14 protein-coding genes are annotated in these 16,058 nt (G+C 64.3%); 6 read left to right on the top strand and 8 right to left on the bottom strand.

Annotation, left to right across the window (positions count from 1 at the left end; all coding sequences use genetic code 11):
- Nucleotides 1-22: 22 nt before the first annotated feature.
- Entirely contained in the window at nucleotides 23-337 is a 315-nt protein-coding gene (locus PVZ78_RS16385) for a helix-turn-helix domain-containing protein (protein ID WP_007922376.1), read from the bottom strand.
- A 601-nt stretch (nucleotides 338-938) separates the two neighbouring features.
- Between PVZ78_RS16385 and PVZ78_RS16380 the strand changes: the two genes are divergently transcribed.
- Nucleotides 939-2,639, top strand: coding sequence for a putative bifunctional diguanylate cyclase/phosphodiesterase (locus PVZ78_RS16380; protein ID WP_103331033.1), 1,701 nt, complete (start codon nucleotides 939-941; stop codon nucleotides 2,637-2,639).
- 3 nt (nucleotides 2,640-2,642) lie between these two features.
- On the opposite strand, the gene PVZ78_RS16375 is transcribed toward PVZ78_RS16380, so the two are convergent.
- Entirely contained in the window at nucleotides 2,643-3,416 is a 774-nt protein-coding gene (locus PVZ78_RS16375; RefSeq protein WP_273828953.1) for a substrate-binding periplasmic protein, read from the bottom strand.
- 139 nt (nucleotides 3,417-3,555) lie between these two features.
- Between PVZ78_RS16375 and dnaX the strand changes: the two genes are divergently transcribed.
- From dnaX to PVZ78_RS16350, 5 genes are all read left to right on the top strand, one after another.
- Nucleotides 3,556-5,664 carry a DNA polymerase III subunit gamma/tau gene (gene dnaX, locus PVZ78_RS16370; RefSeq protein WP_009047930.1) on the top strand — a complete coding sequence of 703 codons (2,109 nt, stop codon included), beginning with the start codon at nucleotides 3,556-3,558 and terminating at the stop codon, nucleotides 5,662-5,664.
- A 66-nt stretch (nucleotides 5,665-5,730) separates the two neighbouring features.
- Nucleotides 5,731-6,069: a YbaB/EbfC family nucleoid-associated protein gene (locus PVZ78_RS16365; protein ID WP_009047931.1), complete on the top strand. Its 339-nt coding sequence runs from the start codon at nucleotides 5,731-5,733 to the stop codon at nucleotides 6,067-6,069.
- A gap of 286 nt (nucleotides 6,070-6,355) precedes the next feature.
- Complete coding sequence (locus PVZ78_RS16360; RefSeq protein ID WP_009047932.1) at nucleotides 6,356-7,390, top strand: NADP-dependent oxidoreductase; 1,035 nt, start codon at nucleotides 6,356-6,358, stop codon at nucleotides 7,388-7,390.
- A gap of 65 nt (nucleotides 7,391-7,455) precedes the next feature.
- The gene (gene recR / locus PVZ78_RS16355) at nucleotides 7,456-8,058 is read left to right on the top strand and encodes a recombination mediator RecR (RefSeq protein WP_009047933.1); all 603 of its coding nucleotides are present in this window, start codon (nucleotides 7,456-7,458) and stop codon (nucleotides 8,056-8,058) included.
- A 133-nt stretch (nucleotides 8,059-8,191) separates the two neighbouring features.
- On the top strand, nucleotides 8,192-9,340 hold the full coding sequence (locus tag PVZ78_RS16350; protein WP_016704965.1) for an acyl-CoA dehydrogenase family protein: 1,149 nt from the start codon (nucleotides 8,192-8,194) through the stop codon (nucleotides 9,338-9,340).
- A gap of 74 nt (nucleotides 9,341-9,414) precedes the next feature.
- Here PVZ78_RS16350 and PVZ78_RS16345 read toward each other — a convergent pair whose 3' ends face one another.
- The 6 genes from PVZ78_RS16345 to PVZ78_RS16320 all read right to left on the bottom strand — a co-directional run bounded on the left by PVZ78_RS16345 (nucleotide 9,415) and on the right by PVZ78_RS16320 (nucleotide 15,995).
- Nucleotides 9,415-9,963, bottom strand: coding sequence for an adenine phosphoribosyltransferase (locus PVZ78_RS16345; protein ID WP_009047935.1), 549 nt, complete (start codon nucleotides 9,961-9,963; stop codon nucleotides 9,415-9,417).
- 83 nt (nucleotides 9,964-10,046) lie between these two features.
- A complete protein-coding gene (fnrA, locus tag PVZ78_RS16340; protein ID WP_009047936.1) occupies nucleotides 10,047-10,781 on the bottom strand; it encodes a Crp/Fnr family transcriptional regulator FnrA in 735 nt (244 codons plus the stop codon).
- A 308-nt stretch (nucleotides 10,782-11,089) separates the two neighbouring features.
- Nucleotides 11,090-12,472 carry an oxygen-independent coproporphyrinogen III oxidase gene (gene hemN / locus PVZ78_RS16335; RefSeq protein ID WP_009047937.1) on the bottom strand — a complete coding sequence of 461 codons (1,383 nt, stop codon included), beginning with the start codon at nucleotides 12,470-12,472 and terminating at the stop codon, nucleotides 11,090-11,092.
- Between the two features lie 141 nt (nucleotides 12,473-12,613).
- Nucleotides 12,614-13,297, bottom strand: a complete 684-nt coding sequence (locus PVZ78_RS16330) for a sulfite exporter TauE/SafE family protein (RefSeq protein ID WP_009042956.1) — start codon at nucleotides 13,295-13,297, stop codon at nucleotides 12,614-12,616.
- Nucleotides 13,290-13,520, bottom strand: a complete 231-nt coding sequence (gene ccoS, locus PVZ78_RS16325; protein ID WP_009047938.1) for a cbb3-type cytochrome oxidase assembly protein CcoS — start codon at nucleotides 13,518-13,520, stop codon at nucleotides 13,290-13,292. Before ccoS ends, PVZ78_RS16330 begins: the two co-directional genes overlap by 8 nt.
- Before the next feature lie 24 nt (nucleotides 13,521-13,544).
- Nucleotides 13,545-15,995, bottom strand: coding sequence for a heavy metal translocating P-type ATPase (locus tag PVZ78_RS16320; RefSeq protein WP_016704964.1), 2,451 nt, complete (start codon nucleotides 15,993-15,995; stop codon nucleotides 13,545-13,547).
- Nucleotides 15,996-16,058 lie beyond the last annotated feature (63 nt).

Here is a 16,058-nt window from a genome sequence, read left to right as displayed (position 1 = left end):
CTCCTCTGCGTGTTGCTCGGCTCTAAGGCTTGGACAAGGCCAGGTCTACCGCTGCTATCAGCTTTCCCAGGTCCTTCGGGGTGGCTTTGTGAATGACACCGAACAGATACGCCCGCTGTTCGTCTTCGTCGCCCAGATCTGCGAAAAAGGCTTTCAGCTTCACTCCCAGTACATCGGCCAGCAGGAACAGCGCTTCCACACTGGGGGTGTAGGTGCCGGTTTCGAAGCGGCTGATGGTTTTAGGGTCAAAACCGGTTTTTTCGCCTAGTTCAGCCTGAGTAAGCCCCGCTACCTTGCGGTAACGCCTGATGGCTGGACCCAAACTTGAAATTTGCATCGCTCAATTCCCATTTAGAATCAAGAACTTAACGATAAATCTTTGCATTAGGCAACGCCATGATTCATCACCTTGCCTTGCAAAATGTGATGCAATTCGTAGAATCGACGCTTCGGACAGGCATTTGGTGATCTAGTTTCAGAAGATGAACTGATGAAACAAGAACTCATTGCATTTTCCTTGTTCACCAGAATCGAGGGTATGGCGCAGGCGCGAACGTCTCGCTGATGATTGCCAGTGTCCCACCCGCCAAATTCGGCTGATCCTTAAGTGATTTTAGTTGGTCTTCGTCGATTCGAAGGTCAATGACGGTGTCGGTCGCTGTACGGTTGCAATTGTGTCAGGTGGGGCAAGACGGTGCGCCATTTTCCGTGAGTCGGCCTCTTGCCGGCTTGTCTGGGCTGGCATTGTCGAATGCTGTCTATGGAGTTTTAACGTGCGTCTGAATGTGCCGGTCACCTCTGTTGAACAGATATTTTCGGACCAGCAGCCCAGGCCTGCCTGGGATTGCGAAAATATTGAGAGTGAACGCCCAAACATCTCTTCCGGGCTCCGTGCCCTGGTCGAGCGGTTCAACCGCTAGCGACAGTGAGTCAGACTCATGGATGAGAAATACCGCAGGGCCGTGGATGCAGCCGCCATTTTTTCCGAGACCGACCTGACCGGCCGGATCACTTACGTCAACGACCAGTTCTGTTCGATTTCCGGCTACAGCCGAGAAGAGCTGCTGGGCGCCAATCACCGGATTCTCGGCTCCGGCCTGCACCCTCCCGAATTCTTCAGCAGCATGTGGCGCACCATTGCCCTGGGCCAGGTCTGGAAGGGCGAGATCTGCAACCGGGCCAAGGACGGGACCTTGTATTGGGTCGACAGCACCGTCGTACCTTTGCTCGATGAGGCCACTGGTCGGGTCCAGCGTTATGTGGCGATCCGCTTCGATATCAGCGAAAAACGGCGCTTGCTGCACTCGCTGCAATGGCGGGTCGGCCACGATGTGCTGACCGGTTTGCCCAACCGTTCCTTCCTTTCCGACCTGCTCAACCAGGCGCTGGATTACTCGCGCAAGGAGAACATCGCGCTGGCGGTGTGCATGCTCGATCTCGACGGCTTCAAGGCGGTCAACGATGGCTACGGGCACGCCAGCGGCGATCTGTTGCTGGTGGAGGTAGCGGCGCGCCTGCGCTCGATCATTCGCGGCGAAGACGTGGTGGCGCGCCTGGCCGGGGATGAGTTCGTGCTGATCCTGCGCCATGTGCGCGACATTCGCGAGTTGCGGGCGGCGTTGCATCGGGTGCTGGGGGTGATCTCCACGCCCTATCTGATCCAGGACAAGGAGATCAACGTCTGCGCCAGCATCGGCGTGACGCTGTTTCCCGCCGACAACGATGACGCCGACACTTTGCTGCGGCATGCCGACCAGGCGATGTACGTGGCCAAGCAGAGCGGGCGCAATCGCTTTCACTTGTTCGATGTGTCGCGGGACCGCGAGGTCAAGGCTACCCACCAGACCGTGGAGCGGGTCCGGCAGGCGTTGGCGTCCGGCGAGCTGTGCCTGCACTTTCAACCCAAGGTCAATATGCGCAGCGGCGAGGTGGTGGGTTTCGAGGCGTTGCTGCGCTGGCAGCATCCACAGCGGGGCATGGTCGCGCCTCGGGAGTTCCTGCCGCTGGTGGAGGAGACCGACCTGATCGTCGATATCGGCGAGTGGGTGATGGAGCAGGTCATGGCCCAGTTGCGGCAATGGCAACTGGCCGGACAGCGCTGGCCGATCAGCGTCAATATCGCAGCGCGGCATTTCCAGCGGGCGGATTTCGTCGACCGACTCAAGGCGGTGCTCGAGCGCCATCCGCAGATTGCCCCGCAGTTGCTGGACCTGGAAATCGTCGAGGCGGTGGCGGTGGAGAATATCCAGCATGTCAGCGCTTGCCTCGAGGCCTGCCAGGCGCTGGGGGTGCAGTTTTCCCTGGGGGATTTCGGAACCGGGCATTCGTCCCTGAGTTACCTCAAGCGCTTGCGCACCCAGACCATCAAGATCGACCGCATGTTCGTGCGCGACATGCTGCACGACCAGGGTGACCTGGCGCTGACCCAGGCCTTGATCGGCCTGGCCCGGGCGTTTGACCGGCAGGTGGTGGCCGAGGGCCTGGAAAGCATGGAGCACGGCGAGTTGCTGATGTCGCTGGGCTGCGACGTGGCGCAAGGCTATTTCATCGCCCCGCCCATGCCGGCCAGCGAGGTGCCGGGTTGGGTGGCGACCTTCCTGCCGCCGCTGGAATGGTGTCCGCAGGACGAAGTCGGCTGACGCCTAAGGTGCCTCGTAGCTCTGCGGGGCGCTCTCGGTCGGCCTGCGGCCGGTGTACAGGCCGATGAGGTCGTCGATCTCTCCCGACATTTTCATCCGCAACAAGGTGCGCAGCACGCGTTGCACCGGTAGCGCCGGATCGTTGCGGATGACACAGCCGACCGCCTGTTCCTGCAGGATGGCCACGCTGTGCAGTTGCTGCTCGGGCGGCAAGGTCTGATTGAACCAGTCCAGCGTCCATTGGTTGCTCACCGCGTAGCGGTAGCGGCCGGCCCAGAGTTTCTGCAGTACCTGTTCCTGGTTGCGTGCGTCGTCGCGGAGCAACTGGTGGCTGTCGAACAAGGGTTGCAGGGAAGGGTAGACATAGCTGAGGACAGTGCCGATGGGTTGCGTCGGCAGGTCCTTGGGAATGACCGGGAGCGTGGGCTGCTCGCGGCTGATCAGCAGGTCGCGCTGGATGAACAGCGGGATACTCCAGACGTAATCGCCGGCCTGGTTGGGCAGCCAGGACTGGGCGGCATAACAGCGGACATCGATTTCCCCGTGATCCATGGCCGCCTGCACGCGGGCCCGGGCCAGGACGTGGAATTCGGCCGGGGTGCCGACCTGGGTGGCGAGGCTGGCCATCATGTCGTGGAGAATGCCCTGGGTGGGCCGGCCACGTTCGATCTGTACCACGGGCATGGCCCAGCTGTCGGGGATCGAGAAGCGCAGGGCCGGTTCTGCGGCAAAACCATTCATGGCAACCAGCAGAAAGGCGCCCAAGGCTAAACGCATAGAGTCTCCACGCAGGAAAAGGCCGCTGACGAGCCTGACAAAAAGCAGCTTAGCCAGATTAGACGAGCGCACCGGATGCAATTTCGCCCTTGCTCCGCTAGCATTACGGGCTTCCGCTTCCCAGTTGCGACGGTTTTCGATGAGTTATCAGGTTCTTGCACGTAAATGGCGTCCGCGCTCGTTTCGCGAAATGGTCGGCCAGACCCATGTGCTCAAGGCTCTGATCAATGCCTTGGACAGCCAGCGGCTGCACCATGCCTATCTGTTTACCGGCACCCGCGGGGTGGGCAAGACCACCATCGCGCGGATCATTGCCAAATGCCTGAACTGTGAAACAGGCATTACTTCCACACCCTGTGGCACCTGCTCGGTATGCCGCGAGATCGACGAAGGGCGTTTCGTCGACCTGATCGAGATCGACGCCGCGAGCCGGACCAAGGTCGAGGACACCCGCGAGCTGCTGGACAACGTGCAGTACGCACCGAGCCGCGGACGCTTCAAGGTCTACCTGATCGACGAAGTGCACATGCTGTCCAGCCACTCGTTCAACGCCTTGTTGAAGACCCTGGAAGAGCCGCCGCCCTACGTCAAATTCATTCTGGCGACCACCGACCCGCAGAAACTTCCGGCAACGATTCTTTCGCGCTGCCTGCAGTTCTCCCTGAAGAACATGACCCCGGAGCGGGTGGTCGAGCACCTGACCCACGTGCTGGGCGTCGAGAACGTGCCGTTCGAAGACGACGCGTTGTGGCTGTTGGGCCGCGCCGCCGACGGTTCGATGCGCGATGCCATGAGCCTCACCGACCAGGCCATTGCCTTCGGTGAAGGCAAGGTCATGGCCGCCGATGTGCGGGCGATGCTCGGCACTCTCGATCACGGCCAGGTCTACGACGTCTTGCATGCGCTGATCAACGGCGATGCCAAGGCCTTGCTCGAGGCTGTGCGCCACCTGGCCGAACAGGGCCCGGACTGGAACGGCGTGCTGTCGGAGATTCTCAACGTCCTGCACCGCGTGGCCATTGCCCAGGCCTTGCCGGACGGTGTCGACAACGGGCATGGCGACCGCGATCGGGTGCTGGCCCTGGCCCAGGCGTTGCCGGCCGAAGATGTGCAGTTCTATTACCAGATGGGCCTGATCGGCCGGCGTGACCTGCCGCTGGCGCCGGACCCGCGCGGTGGTTTCGAGATGGTCCTGCTGCGGATGCTCGCCTTCCGGCCAGCGGACTCGGCAGATGCGCCGAGACAGCCGCTAAAGCCAGTGGGGATCAGCCAGGCCACAGTTGATTCCGCTCAATCCGTGGCTGGCGCAGCCGTTGCTGCTCCGGTAAGTGTTGCCGCCGCTCCGGTTGCGGCGCCGGTGGTCGAGGCCGCTCCAGCGGTTGCCCCTGTCGTTGCACCCGCGCCTGTTCCAGCAGCGCCCGTGGCGCCTGCGCCACAGCCTGTGGTCGAGACGCCAGCGCAAGCCGCGCCTGTCGCCGCCGAAGAGGTGGTCGACCTGCCGTGGAACGACCCGGTCGAACCAGTCGTCGCACAGCAGCCGGCCGTCGAGCCCGTGCTGGAGACCGCCGCGGAGCAGCCTGAGCTGACCCCGATGCCGACCCCGACCCCGGACAGCGTAGTGCCGGATGCGCCGGAATGGGTCAGTGCCCCGGTGCCGGAGCCCAGCGTTGCCGAGGTCGATGCCGCGACACCGGGCATCGACCTGGATGACGAGCCGCCGCTGGACGAAGACTACATCGAGCCGGACATGGATTCGGCCTACAGCTACCTGGACGAACTGGCCAGCGAACACGCCGCCGATCCCGAGCCGGAACCCGAGCCGCTGCCGGCTGCCCAGCCGGCCACCGGCCTGGCGCTGGAGTGGCTGGAGCTGTTCCCGAAACTGCCGATTTCCGGAATGACGGCGAGCATCGCCGCCAACTGCACCTTGATCGCCGCCGAGGGCGACAACTGGTTGCTGCACCTGGATCCGGCCCACAGCGCCCTGTTCAACGCCACTCAGCAGCGGCGCCTGAACGATGCCCTGAACCAGTATCACCAGCGCACGCTGACGGTGAGCATCGAGCTGATCAAGCCCGAGCAGGAAACCCCGGCCCAGGCCGCGTCGCGTCGCCGTGCCAATCGCCAGCGCGAAGCCGAGGAGTCGATCCACGGCGATCCGTTCATCCAGCAGATGGTGCGGGAGTTCGGCGCGGTGGTCCGTCACGATACTATTGAACCTGTCGAGGCCCTGGTCAGCCAGGGTTAATAACTGAAGGGCGCCGGGCCTTGAGGCCGGGCGCTGTTTTTATCCAAGTACTTTGAGGTGATTCCCATGATGAAAGGTGGCATGGCCGGCCTGATGAAGCAGGCGCAGCAGATGCAGGAAAAGATGGCCAAGATGCAGGAAGAGCTGGCCAACGCCGAAGTCACCGGCAAGGCGGGTGGCGATATGGTCACCGTGGTCATGACCGGCCGTCACGACATCAAGCGCGTGAGCATCGACCCAAGCCTGCTGGAAGGCGTCAGCGAAGATGACCGCGAAGTGCTGGAAGACCTGTTCGCCGCTGCCGTCAACGACGCGGTGCGCAAGATCGAAGCCAACAGCCAGGACAAGATGTCCGGCATGACCGCTGGCATGCAACTGCCACCGGGTATGAAACTGCCGTTCTGATTCGCGCCAGCGCATCGGTCGGACTTAAAAATGCCAGGCATCGCGCCTGGCATTTTTGTTTGTGCCGCCCGTAGCCGCTGCCGCAGGCTGCGAACGAGCGCGCAGCGGTCGTCATTCAGGCGATGGGGTCTGGCTGGATGATTGCGGTTGCAGAGTTTGCGATTGCCGTGCAACCGATCGCAGCCTGCGGCCGCGGCTGTGGGAGGAGAAACATCGAACGCTGGGCGCTGTACGATGGTCTGCACTCTGTATGGCCCGATTCAATTCTCGATAAGGAGTTGCTCTGATGTCGCAAGCATTGACCCTCAACCAGCGCATCGTTCTGGTCTCCCGGCCCCAGGGCGCGCCCGTGCCGGAAAACTTTCGCCTGGAGCGGGTGGCGTTGCCGGATCTGGCGGATGGCCAGGTGCTGCTCAAGACCCTTTATCTGTCGCTGGACCCTTATATGCGCGGGCGCATGAGTGATGCGCCGTCCTACGCCGCTCCGGTGGAAATCAACGAAGTGATGACCGGCGGCGCGGTCAGTCGGGTCGAGCGCTCGCTGAATCCGAAATTCCAGGAGGGCGACCTGGTGGTGGGTGCCACCGGGTGGCAAAGCCACAGCATTTCCGATGGCCGTAACCTGATACCGGTGCCGGCGGGTTTGCCCAGCCCCTCGATGGCCCTGGGCGTGCTGGGTATGCCGGGCATGACCGCGTACATGGGCCTGATGGACATCGGCCAGCCCAAGGCCGGAGAGACCCTGGTGGTGGCCGCGGCCTCGGGGGCTGTGGGCTCGGTGGTGGGGCAGGTGGCGAAGATCAAGGGGCTGCGGGTGATCGGTGTGGCGGGTGGTCCCGACAAGTGCCGCTATGTGGTCGAGGAGCTGGGGTTCGATGCCTGTATCGACCACCACAGCCCGAATTTTGCCGACGAGCTGGCGCAGGCCTGCTCCGAGGGCGTGGACATCTACTTTGAAAACGTCGGCGGCAAGGTGTTCGATGCGGTGTTGCCGTTGCTCAACCCCAAGGCGCGGATTCCGCTGTGCGGGCTGATCGCCCAGTACAACGCCCAGGAATTGCCGCCGGGGCCTGACCGCCTGCCATTGTTGCAGCGCCAGCTGTTGACCAAGCGCGTGCGCATCCAGGGGTTTATCGTGTTCGACGACTACGGCGATCGGCAACCGGAGTTTGTCAGCGCCATGGCGCCCTGGGTGCTGCAAGGCAAGGTCAAGTTCAAGGAGGATGTGGTCGACGGCCTGGAGCGCGCGCCGCAAGCCTTCATCGGGCTGCTGGAAGGGCGCAACTTCGGCAAGCTGGTGGTGCGGGTCGCCCCGGACTGAGCATTTGACGCTAATCGGAGGCGCGGGTATAAACCGCGTCTCGTCGTTTTGTCGGACCTTTCCCCATGAGCTTCAGCCCCCTGATTCGCCAACTGATCGATGCCCTGCGCACTTTGCCGGGCGTGGGTCAGAAAACCGCCCAGCGCATGGCCTTGCAGCTGCTGGAGCGCGACCGCAGCGGCGGTACGCGGTTGGCCCAGGCGCTGAGCCAGGCCATGGAGGGCGTGGGCCACTGCCGCCTGTGCCGCACCCTCACCGAGGACGATCTGTGCCCGCAATGCGCCGATCCGCGCCGTGACGACACGCTGTTGTGCGTGGTCGAGGGGCCGATGGATGTCTATGCGGTGGAGCAGACCGGTTATCGCGGTCGCTATTTCGTGCTCAAGGGCCACCTGTCGCCTCTCGACGGCCTCGGCCCGGAAGCCATCGGTATTCCCCAACTGTTGGCCAGGATCGAAGAGCAGGGCAGTTTCACCGAGGTGATCCTGGCCACCAACCCGACGGTGGAAGGCGAGGCGACCGCCCATTACATTGCCCAGCTGTTGACCAACAAAGGCCTGATCACCTCGCGTATCGCCCATGGCGTGCCCCTGGGCGGCGAGCTGGAGCTGGTGGACGGCGGCACCCTGGCGCACTCGTTTGCCGGGCGCAAGCCAATCAGCCTGTAAGCGTTTTGGCCAGCAAGCTCGCCGCTGCCAGAGGGGCTTGCTTGCTGGCCGCGCTCTGTCGCTTAAACGCGACTTTTCTTGAAAACCAAGCAAGCGCTAGGTAAGTTTCCTCAACCTTCAGAGGAGCTTGCCGATGTCTGCCTGCCAGGAATACTTCGACCCTAGCCATCAGTTGGTCCGCGACAGCGTTCGACGTTTCGTCGAGCGGGAAATCCTCCCGGACATCGATCAATGGGAGGAGGCGCAAGGCTTCCCCCGCGAGCTGTACCTCAAGGCTGGCGCGGCCGGCATCCTGGGCATCGGCTATCCAGAAGCCCTGGGCGGCAGCCACGAGGGCGACCTGTTCGCCAAGATCGCCGCCAGCGAGGAACTGATGCGTTGTGGCTCCGGCGGCCTGGTGGCGGGCCTGGGCTCGCTGGACATCGGTTTGCCGCCGATCGTCAAATGGGCGCGCCCCGAGGTCCGCGACCGGGTGGTGCCGCAGGTATTGGCGGGCGAGAAGATCAGCGCCCTGGCGGTTACCGAGCCCGGCGGCGGTTCGGACGTGGCCAATCTGCAGACCCGGGCGCTGCGCGATGGCGACTGCTACCGCGTCAGCGGCAGCAAGACCTTTATCACCAGCGGCGTGCGCGCCGACTTCTACACGGTGGCCGTGCGCACCGGCGAGCCTGGTTTCGGCGGCATCAGCCTGCTGCTGATTGACAAGGGCACGCCGGGATTCACCGTCGGCCGGCCACTGAAGAAGATGGGCTGGTGGGCGTCGGATACCGCCGAGCTGTTTTTCGACGATTGCCGGGTGCCGGCCAGCCATTTGATCGGGGTCGAGAACATGGGCTTCGCCTGCATCATGGGCAACTTCCAGAGCGAGCGCCTGGCGCTGGCCCTGATGGCCAACATGACCGCGCAGCTGGCGTTGGAGGAGAGCCTGAAGTGGGCCCGGGAGCGCGAGGCGTTCGGCAAGCCCATCGGCAAGTTCCAGGTGATCAAGCATCGTCTGGCGGAGATGGCGACCGCGCTGGAGGTGTCCCGCGAATTCACTTATCGCCAGGCAGCGAAGATGGCGGCGGGCCAGAGTGTGATCAAGGAGATTTCCATGGCCAAGAACTTCGCCACCGATACGGCCGATCGCATCACCCACGATGCCGTGCAGATTCTCGGTGGGCTGGGCTACATGCGCGAAAGCCTGGTGGAGCGGCTGTACCGCGACAACCGCATCCTTTCCATCGGCGGCGGCACCCGGGAAGTGATGAACGAAATCATCAGCAAGCAGATGGGGCTGTAGACCTGCCGGAGGCCCCTGTAGGAGCGAAGCTTGCTCGCGATAGCGCCGGCCCTGGCAACCCAAATGGCAGCGATTTACCGTTCGCTCAACGAGAACTGCGTCAGGCAGAAGGTTGGAATGTCCATGTCTCGCAGGCGCTGCGAGCCGCCCAGTTCCGGCAGGTCGATGATGGCGGCGGCTTCGTAGACGCTGGCCCCCATGCGGCGCACCAGGTTGGCCGCGGCGATCAGGGTACCGCCGGTGGCGATCAGGTCATCGAACATCACCACCGAATCGCCTTCGCACAGGCTGTCGGCATGGACCTCGAGAAAGGCTTCGCCGTATTCGGTCTGGTAACCCTCGGCAAGCACGTCGGCCGGCAGCTTGCCTTGCTTGCGGAACAGGATCAGCGGTTTGTTCAGCTGGTAGGCGAGGATCGAGCCGATCAGGAAGCCGCGGGCGTCCATGGCGCCGATATGGCTGAAGTCTTCTTCGACATAGCGCTGGGCAAAGCTGTCGGCGACCAGGCGCAAGGCCTTGGGCGACTGGAACAGCGGGGTGATGTCACGGAAGATCACGCCCGGTTTGGGGAAGTCGATGACTGGGCGGATCAGGGATTTGATGTCGAAGGAATCGAAGGCCATCGTGGCAGTGTCCTGGCGGGCATGAAGTGGAGCGCGCCAGTATAGCCTCGCCCGAGCCGCTTGGCTCGGGCGGGGGCTCTGCCTCAGCCTTCCAGGGAGCCGCCGGCGAGGGCGCACAGCTGGATCGGGTCGAGAATGTGCACCTCTTTGCCTTCAGCGGCGATCAACGCGTTCTGCTGGAAGCGGGTGAACACCCGGGACACGGTTTCCACCGCCAGGCCCAGATAGTTGCCGATCTCGTTGCGCGACATGCTCAAGCGGAACTGGTTGGCCGAGAAACCCCGGGCGCGGAAGCGTGCCGACAGGTTGACCAGGAAGGTGGCGATGCGCTCGTCGGCGGTCTTTTTCGACAGCAACAGCATCATCTGCTGGTCGTCGCGGATCTCGCGGCTCATCACCCGCATCAGCTGGCGGCGCAGTTGGGGCAACTGCAGGGCCAGTTCGTCGAGGCGTTCGAAGGGGATTTCACAGACCGACGTGGTTTCCAGGGCCTGGGCGGAAACCGGGTGGATCTCGGTATCCATGCCGGACAGGCCGACCAGTTCGCTGGGCAGGTGGAAGCCGGTGATCTGTTCTTCGCCGCTGTCGCTGAGGCTGAAGGTCTTCAGCGCACCGGAGCGCACAGCATAGACGGAGTCGAATGCGTCGCCCTGGCGAAACAGGAACTCGCCTTTTTTCAGGGGGCGACCGCGTTTAACGATTTCGTCCAGCGCATCCATGTCTTCCAGATTCAGAGAAAGTGGCAGGCAGAGGGGGGCCAGGCTGCAATCCTTGCAATGGGCCTGGTTGTGAGCGCGCAGTTTTACTGGCTCGGACATTCAATAGAATCCTTGTGGGAAAACACACATAAGCCGTAAGGGTAACTCACGGGAGGAGGTTCCGGCCAGTCCGTGCCGTATTGGCGCTTAGTCGTAAAGCTGTCCGTTTGTGGCCTCCAGGCCACTCCGGAAAAGTGCGCTCGTGCAGTCCGTTCAAGGTATTTCCAGCGCTGGCCGTCACTTGCACTCGCCGATTGTCTCGGCGTCAAGTATCAGGCTTGCTTGCGCCCTGTCTCTCCCGACAGTTTTTGCCCGCAATCTGCGACAAGTTGTCGCGTCTGGCGCTCAGGCTGCCGCGCCTGATGCCCCTAGATGACCCGGGAAAAACGCTGTCGATTCTGTTGCTCCAGATACGCGTCGAACACCATGCACACCGAACGCACCAGCAGGCGCCCGGCAGGCAGGACTTCGATGTTTTCGTTGCTCAGCTTGATCAGGCCGTCTTCGGCCATGGCTTGCAGCTGTGGCCACAGCTCGCCGAAATACCCGCGAAAGTCGATGTTGAACTGCTGCTCGATGGTCTCGAAGTCGAGGCTGAAGTTGCAGATCAGCTGCTGGATCACCGCGCGTCTGACGCGGTCGTCCTGATTGCACACCAGGCCACGGCTGGTGGCCAGTTGCGCGCCACCCAGCAGGTTCTGGTACTGGTTCAGGTCGCTGCTGTTCTGGCAGTACAGGTCGCCGATCTGGCTGATGGCCGAGACGCCCAGGCCGATCAGGTCGCAGTGGCCATGGGTGGTGTAGCCCTGGAAGTTGCGTTGCAGGGTCGACTCTTCCTGGGCGATCGCCAGCTCGTCGTCGGGCAGGGCGAAATGATCCATGCCGATGTAGCGGTAACCGGCGGCCGTCAGTTGTTCGATGGTGCGCTGCAGCATCTGCAGTTTTTCCGCCGGGGCCGGCAGCTCGTGGCTGTTGATCCGCCGTTGCGGCATGAAGCGCTCTGGCAGGTGCGCGTAGTTGAACACCGACAGCCGGTCCGGCTGCAGGTTGATGACTTCCTCGACGGTGCGGGCGAAGTTGTCCGGCGTCTGTTTCGGCAGGCCGTAGATCAGGTCGATGTTGATCGAACGAAACTGCAGGGTGCGCGCCGCTTCGATCACCGCCCGGGTTTCTTCCAGGCTCTGCAGGCGATTGACCGCGCGCTGTACCGCCGGGTCGAGGTCCTGCAGGCCGATGCTGACCCGGTTGAACCCCAGCTCGCGCAGCAGGCCCATGGTCGACCAGTCGGCTTCGCGCGGGTCGATCTCGATGCCGTAGTCGCCCGAGTCGTCGTCCAGCAGGTTGAAGTGCTGGCGCAGATGGCCCATCAGTTGCCGCAGTTCGTCATGGCTGAGAAAGGTCGGGGTACCGCCGCCAAAGTGCAGTTGCTCGACCTTCTGCCCGGGGTCGAGATGGCAGGCGATCAGCTGGATTTCCTGTTCCAGGCGCTGCAGGTAGGGCAGGGCGCGCCCGCGGTCCTTGGTGATGACCTTGTTGCAGGCACAGTAGTAGCAGATGTTCGCGCAGAACGGCACATGCACGTACAGCGACAGCGGGCGCAGCGCCTTGCGGCTTTCGCGCAGGGCGTGGAGCAGGTCGAAGGTGCCCACCTGGCTGTGGAATTGCACAGCGGTGGGGTAAGAGGTGTAGCGCGGTCCCGCCAGGTCGTAACGGCGGATCAGATCGGTGTCCCAACGAATGGCGTCGAGCATGCGGGAATTCCCCCGGTAGGCAGGCAGTGTTCGCGAGTCTAGGGGGTTGGCGCCCGGGCCATCTTGATTTGCATCAAGGCTGGCGGGTGCGCGCTGCCTGCCGGGCGGGCCTTGTATGGTTGTTGGCGATGGCCGGCAGCCTCAGTGGCCCATCAACCAGTGCTGATGCGGACCGGGCAAGGTCCAGATGCCGAACAGGATCACCAGCAGGCCACCGGCCATGCGCACGCTGCGCCGACGCAGCAGTGCGGTGACCCGCTCCGCCGCGAGCCCGGTCGCCAGCAGCACCGGCCAGGTACCCAGGCCGAAGGCCAGCATCAGCAGGGCGCTGTCGAGGGCGTTGCCCTGGCTGGCGGACCACAGCAGGGTGCTGTACACCAGGCCGCACGGCAGCCAGCCCCAGAGCGCGCCCAGCAGCAGGGCGCGCGGCAGGCTCGACACCGGCAGCAGGCGGTTGGCCACGGGCTGTATATGCCGCCACAGGCCGCGTCCAAGGCTTTCGATACGGGTCAGGCCGCTCCACCAGCCGGCCAGGTACAAGCCCATGGCGATCAGCAGCAGACCGGCCAGCACGCGCAGGGCCATGGCCGCCGGACTGCTGGCCACGGCCCAGCCGGCCAGGCCGATCAGCAGGCCCGCGGTGGCGTAACTGAGGATGCGCCCCAGGTTGTAGGCCAGCAGCAGGCGAAAGCGCCGGCTGCGCTGCTCCTGGGGAATGGCCAGGGTCAAGGCGCCCATCAGGCCGCCGCACATGCCCAGGCAGTGACCGCCGCCGAGCAGGCCGAGGATCACCGCGGAAACCAGCAGCGGCGCCAGCTCAAGCATGGGGCGGCGCCTGGTCTTTGTGCGGCGGCTGTTCGGCCGCCGGCTGGCCCTTGGCCTCGTCGATCGCGGCGGTGTGCTTGGGGTCCTGGTCGTCGAACAGAATGCTGTGGGCGGGGCCATCGAGGTCATCGTACTGACCGCTGTCGACCGCCCAGAAGAAGATGTAGATGGCGATGGCCACGATCAGCAGCGCCGCCGGAATCATCACGTAGAGAGCTGGCATGGGTAGGCTCCATGCCCGCGCGGCTCAGGCCGGCAGCGGGCGGGTTTGGGTCGTGGCCTCGGCCTGGGGCTGACGCGGCAGGCGAGTCAGGCGCAGGGCATTGAGCACCACGGTCAACGAACTGATGGACATGCCGATGGCGGCCCATACCGGAGTGATCCAGCCGAGGGCGGCGAACGGCAGCATGAGGCCATTGTACAGCCCGGCCCACAGCAGGTTCTCGATGATTATCCGGCGCGTGCGACGGGCCAGGCTGAAGGCCTGCACCAACGCGTCCAGGCGGTTGGACAGCAGCACCGCGTCGGCGCTGGTCTTGGCCAGGTCGGTGGCCGAGCCCATGGCCACGCTGATATCGGCGGCGGCCAGCACCGGGACATCGTTGACCCCATCGCCGAGCATCAGCACTTTGCGGCCCTGGCGATGCAGTTGTTGCAGCACCTGCAGCTTGTCGTCCGGGCGCAGGCCGCCGCGGGCTTCGTCGATGCCCAGTTCGGCGGCGACGCTGGCGACCATCGGCGAACTGTCGCCCGAGAGCAGCAGGGTGTTCCAGCCCCGCGCCTTGCAGGCGGCCAGCAAGGCCGGCGCATCGCTGCGCAGGCGATCGTCAAGGACAAACCAGGCCAGTGGCCCCTGGGTATCGCCCAGCAGCAGCCATTGGCCGGCTTCGTCCGGCATCGCCGGGACCGTGCAGGCGCTGAGCTCGCAGACGAAGGCGGGCTGGCCGATGCGCAGGCGTTGCTCGCCCACCAGGCCTTCCAGGCCCAGCCCGGGCATGCTCAGGACTTCCTCGGCGGCCAGCGGCGCGCGGCCGAAGGCCCGGGCAATCGGGTGTTCGGAGCGGTTTTCCAGGGCGGCGGCGAGGCCCAGGCACTGCTGGCTGTCGAGGTCGCCCAGGGGCCGAATCGAGCGCAGGGCCAGGCGCCCTTCGGTGAGGGTGCCGGTCTTGTCGAAAATCACCGTGTCGATCTGGTTCAGGCCTTCGAGCACGTGGCCGCGGGTCAGCAGCAGGCCGAGTTTGTGCAGGGTGCCGGTGGCGGCCGTCAGCGCGGTCGGGGTGGCCAGGGACAGCGCGCAGGGGCAGGTGGCGACCAGCATCGCCAGGACGATCCAGAAGGCCCGGGAAGCGTCCAGCTGCCACCAGAGCAGACCGATGGCGGCCGCGGCAATCAGGGAGAACAGCAGGAACCACTGGGCGGCGCGGTCGGCGATTTCCGCCAGGCGCGGTTTCTCCGCCTGGGCCCGATCCAGCAGGCGGACGATGGCCGACAGGCGCGTGTCCTGCCCCAGGGCCAGGACTTCCACGGTCAGCGCGCCCTCGACATTCAGGGTGCCGGCGGTGACCGCATCGCCGATGCTGCGCGGTTGCGGCAGGTATTCGCCGGTGAGCAGGGACTCATCGATGCTCGACTGGCCATCGAGGATCTTGCCGTCCGCCGGCAGGATGGCGCCGGGGTGCACCAGCACCTTGTCGCCCAGGCGCAGTTCGCTGAGCAGGATGCGTTCGCTCTGGCCGTCAGTACCCAGGCGCAGGCACGAGGCCGGCAGCAGGTTCACCAGTTGCGCGGTGGCGGCGGCGGTGCGTTCGCGGGCGCGGCGTTCCAGGTAGCGCCCGGCCAGCAGGAACAGGGCGAACATGCCCACGGCATCGAAGTACAGCTCGCCGACCCCGGTGATCGAGGTCCAGATCCCGGCGATGTAGGCGGCGCCAATCGCCAGGGACACGGAAACGTCCATGGTCAGGTGGCGGGTACGCAGGTCACGCAGGGCACCCTTGAAAAACGGCGCGCAGCTGTAGAACACGATCGGCGTGGTGAGAAACAGCGCGACCCAGCGCAGGATGGTGTGCAGCTCGGGGCTCAGGTCGATATTGAATTCCGGCCAGGTGGCCATGGTCGCCATCATCGCCTGGAACCACAGCAGCCCGGCCACGCCCAGCTGGCGCAGGGCCAGGCGGTTTTCGCTGGCCAGTTGCTCGGAGGCGCGGTCGGCCTGGTAGGGATGCGCTGCATAGCCGATCAGGCGCAGTTCGCTGAGCACCTGGCTCAGTGGCAACTGGCTGTCGGCCCAGCGCACATGCAGGCGATGGTTGGACAGGTTCAGTCGCGCTTCGGCCACCGCCGGCAGGCTGCGCAGGTGTTTCTCGATCAGCCAGCCGCAGGCGGCGCAGCTGATGCCTTCCATCAGCAGGGTGGTTTCGGCCAGTTCGCCTTCATGCCGGACAAAGGGTTGCTGCACATCCGCGCGGTCGTAGAGCGCCAGTTCGTCCACCAGTTGCACGGGAAGCGCTTCGGGGTTGGCCGAGGCTTCGCTGCGATGCTGGTAATAGCTTTCCAGTCCGCCGGCCACAATCGCTTCGGCCACTGCCTGGCAGCCCGGGCAGCACAGTTCGCGGCGCTCGCCGAGAATCACTGCGGTAAACCGACTGCCCGACGGGACGGGGAGGGCGCAGTGGTAGCAGGGGGTTGGGGTGGTCATGGCGTGATCTTTATGGGCTGGAAGGACCTCATCGCCGGCAAGCCGGCTCCTACGGGAGATTAC

Origin of the sequence: Pseudomonas sp. SBT1-2, assembly GCF_028640875.1 — a bacterium.
Classification (GTDB): domain Bacteria; phylum Pseudomonadota; class Gammaproteobacteria; order Pseudomonadales; family Pseudomonadaceae; genus Aquipseudomonas; species Aquipseudomonas chlororaphis_I.
The sequence above is the reverse complement of the archived record's forward strand: the minus strand, read 5'-3'. Positions and strand labels throughout refer to the sequence as shown.

Bases quoted from the DNA above. Each gene is read 5' to 3' on its own strand.
- PVZ78_RS16385 (WP_007922376.1), bottom strand. From the start codon at position 337: ATGCAAATTTCAAGTTTGGGTCCAGCCATCAGGCGTTACCGCAAGGTA.
- PVZ78_RS16380 (WP_103331033.1), top strand. From the start codon at position 939: ATGGATGAGAAATACCGCAGGGCCGTGGATGCAGCCGCCATTTTTTCC.
- PVZ78_RS16375 (WP_273828953.1), bottom strand. From the start codon at position 3,416: ATGCGTTTAGCCTTGGGCGCCTTTCTGCTGGTTGCCATGAATGGTTTT.
- dnaX (WP_009047930.1), top strand. From the start codon at position 3,556: ATGAGTTATCAGGTTCTTGCACGTAAATGGCGTCCGCGCTCGTTTCGC.
- PVZ78_RS16365 (WP_009047931.1), top strand. From the start codon at position 5,731: ATGATGAAAGGTGGCATGGCCGGCCTGATGAAGCAGGCGCAGCAGATG.
- PVZ78_RS16360 (WP_009047932.1), top strand. From the start codon at position 6,356: ATGTCGCAAGCATTGACCCTCAACCAGCGCATCGTTCTGGTCTCCCGG.
- recR (WP_009047933.1), top strand. From the start codon at position 7,456: ATGAGCTTCAGCCCCCTGATTCGCCAACTGATCGATGCCCTGCGCACT.
- PVZ78_RS16350 (WP_016704965.1), top strand. From the start codon at position 8,192: ATGTCTGCCTGCCAGGAATACTTCGACCCTAGCCATCAGTTGGTCCGC.
- PVZ78_RS16345 (WP_009047935.1), bottom strand. From the start codon at position 9,963: ATGGCCTTCGATTCCTTCGACATCAAATCCCTGATCCGCCCAGTCATC.
- fnrA (WP_009047936.1), bottom strand. From the start codon at position 10,781: ATGTCCGAGCCAGTAAAACTGCGCGCTCACAACCAGGCCCATTGCAAG.
- hemN (WP_009047937.1), bottom strand. From the start codon at position 12,472: ATGCTCGACGCCATTCGTTGGGACACCGATCTGATCCGCCGTTACGAC.
- PVZ78_RS16330 (WP_009042956.1), bottom strand. From the start codon at position 13,297: ATGCTTGAGCTGGCGCCGCTGCTGGTTTCCGCGGTGATCCTCGGCCTG.
- ccoS (WP_009047938.1), bottom strand. From the start codon at position 13,520: ATGCCAGCTCTCTACGTGATGATTCCGGCGGCGCTGCTGATCGTGGCC.
- PVZ78_RS16320 (WP_016704964.1), bottom strand. From the start codon at position 15,995: ATGACCACCCCAACCCCCTGCTACCACTGCGCCCTCCCCGTCCCGTCG.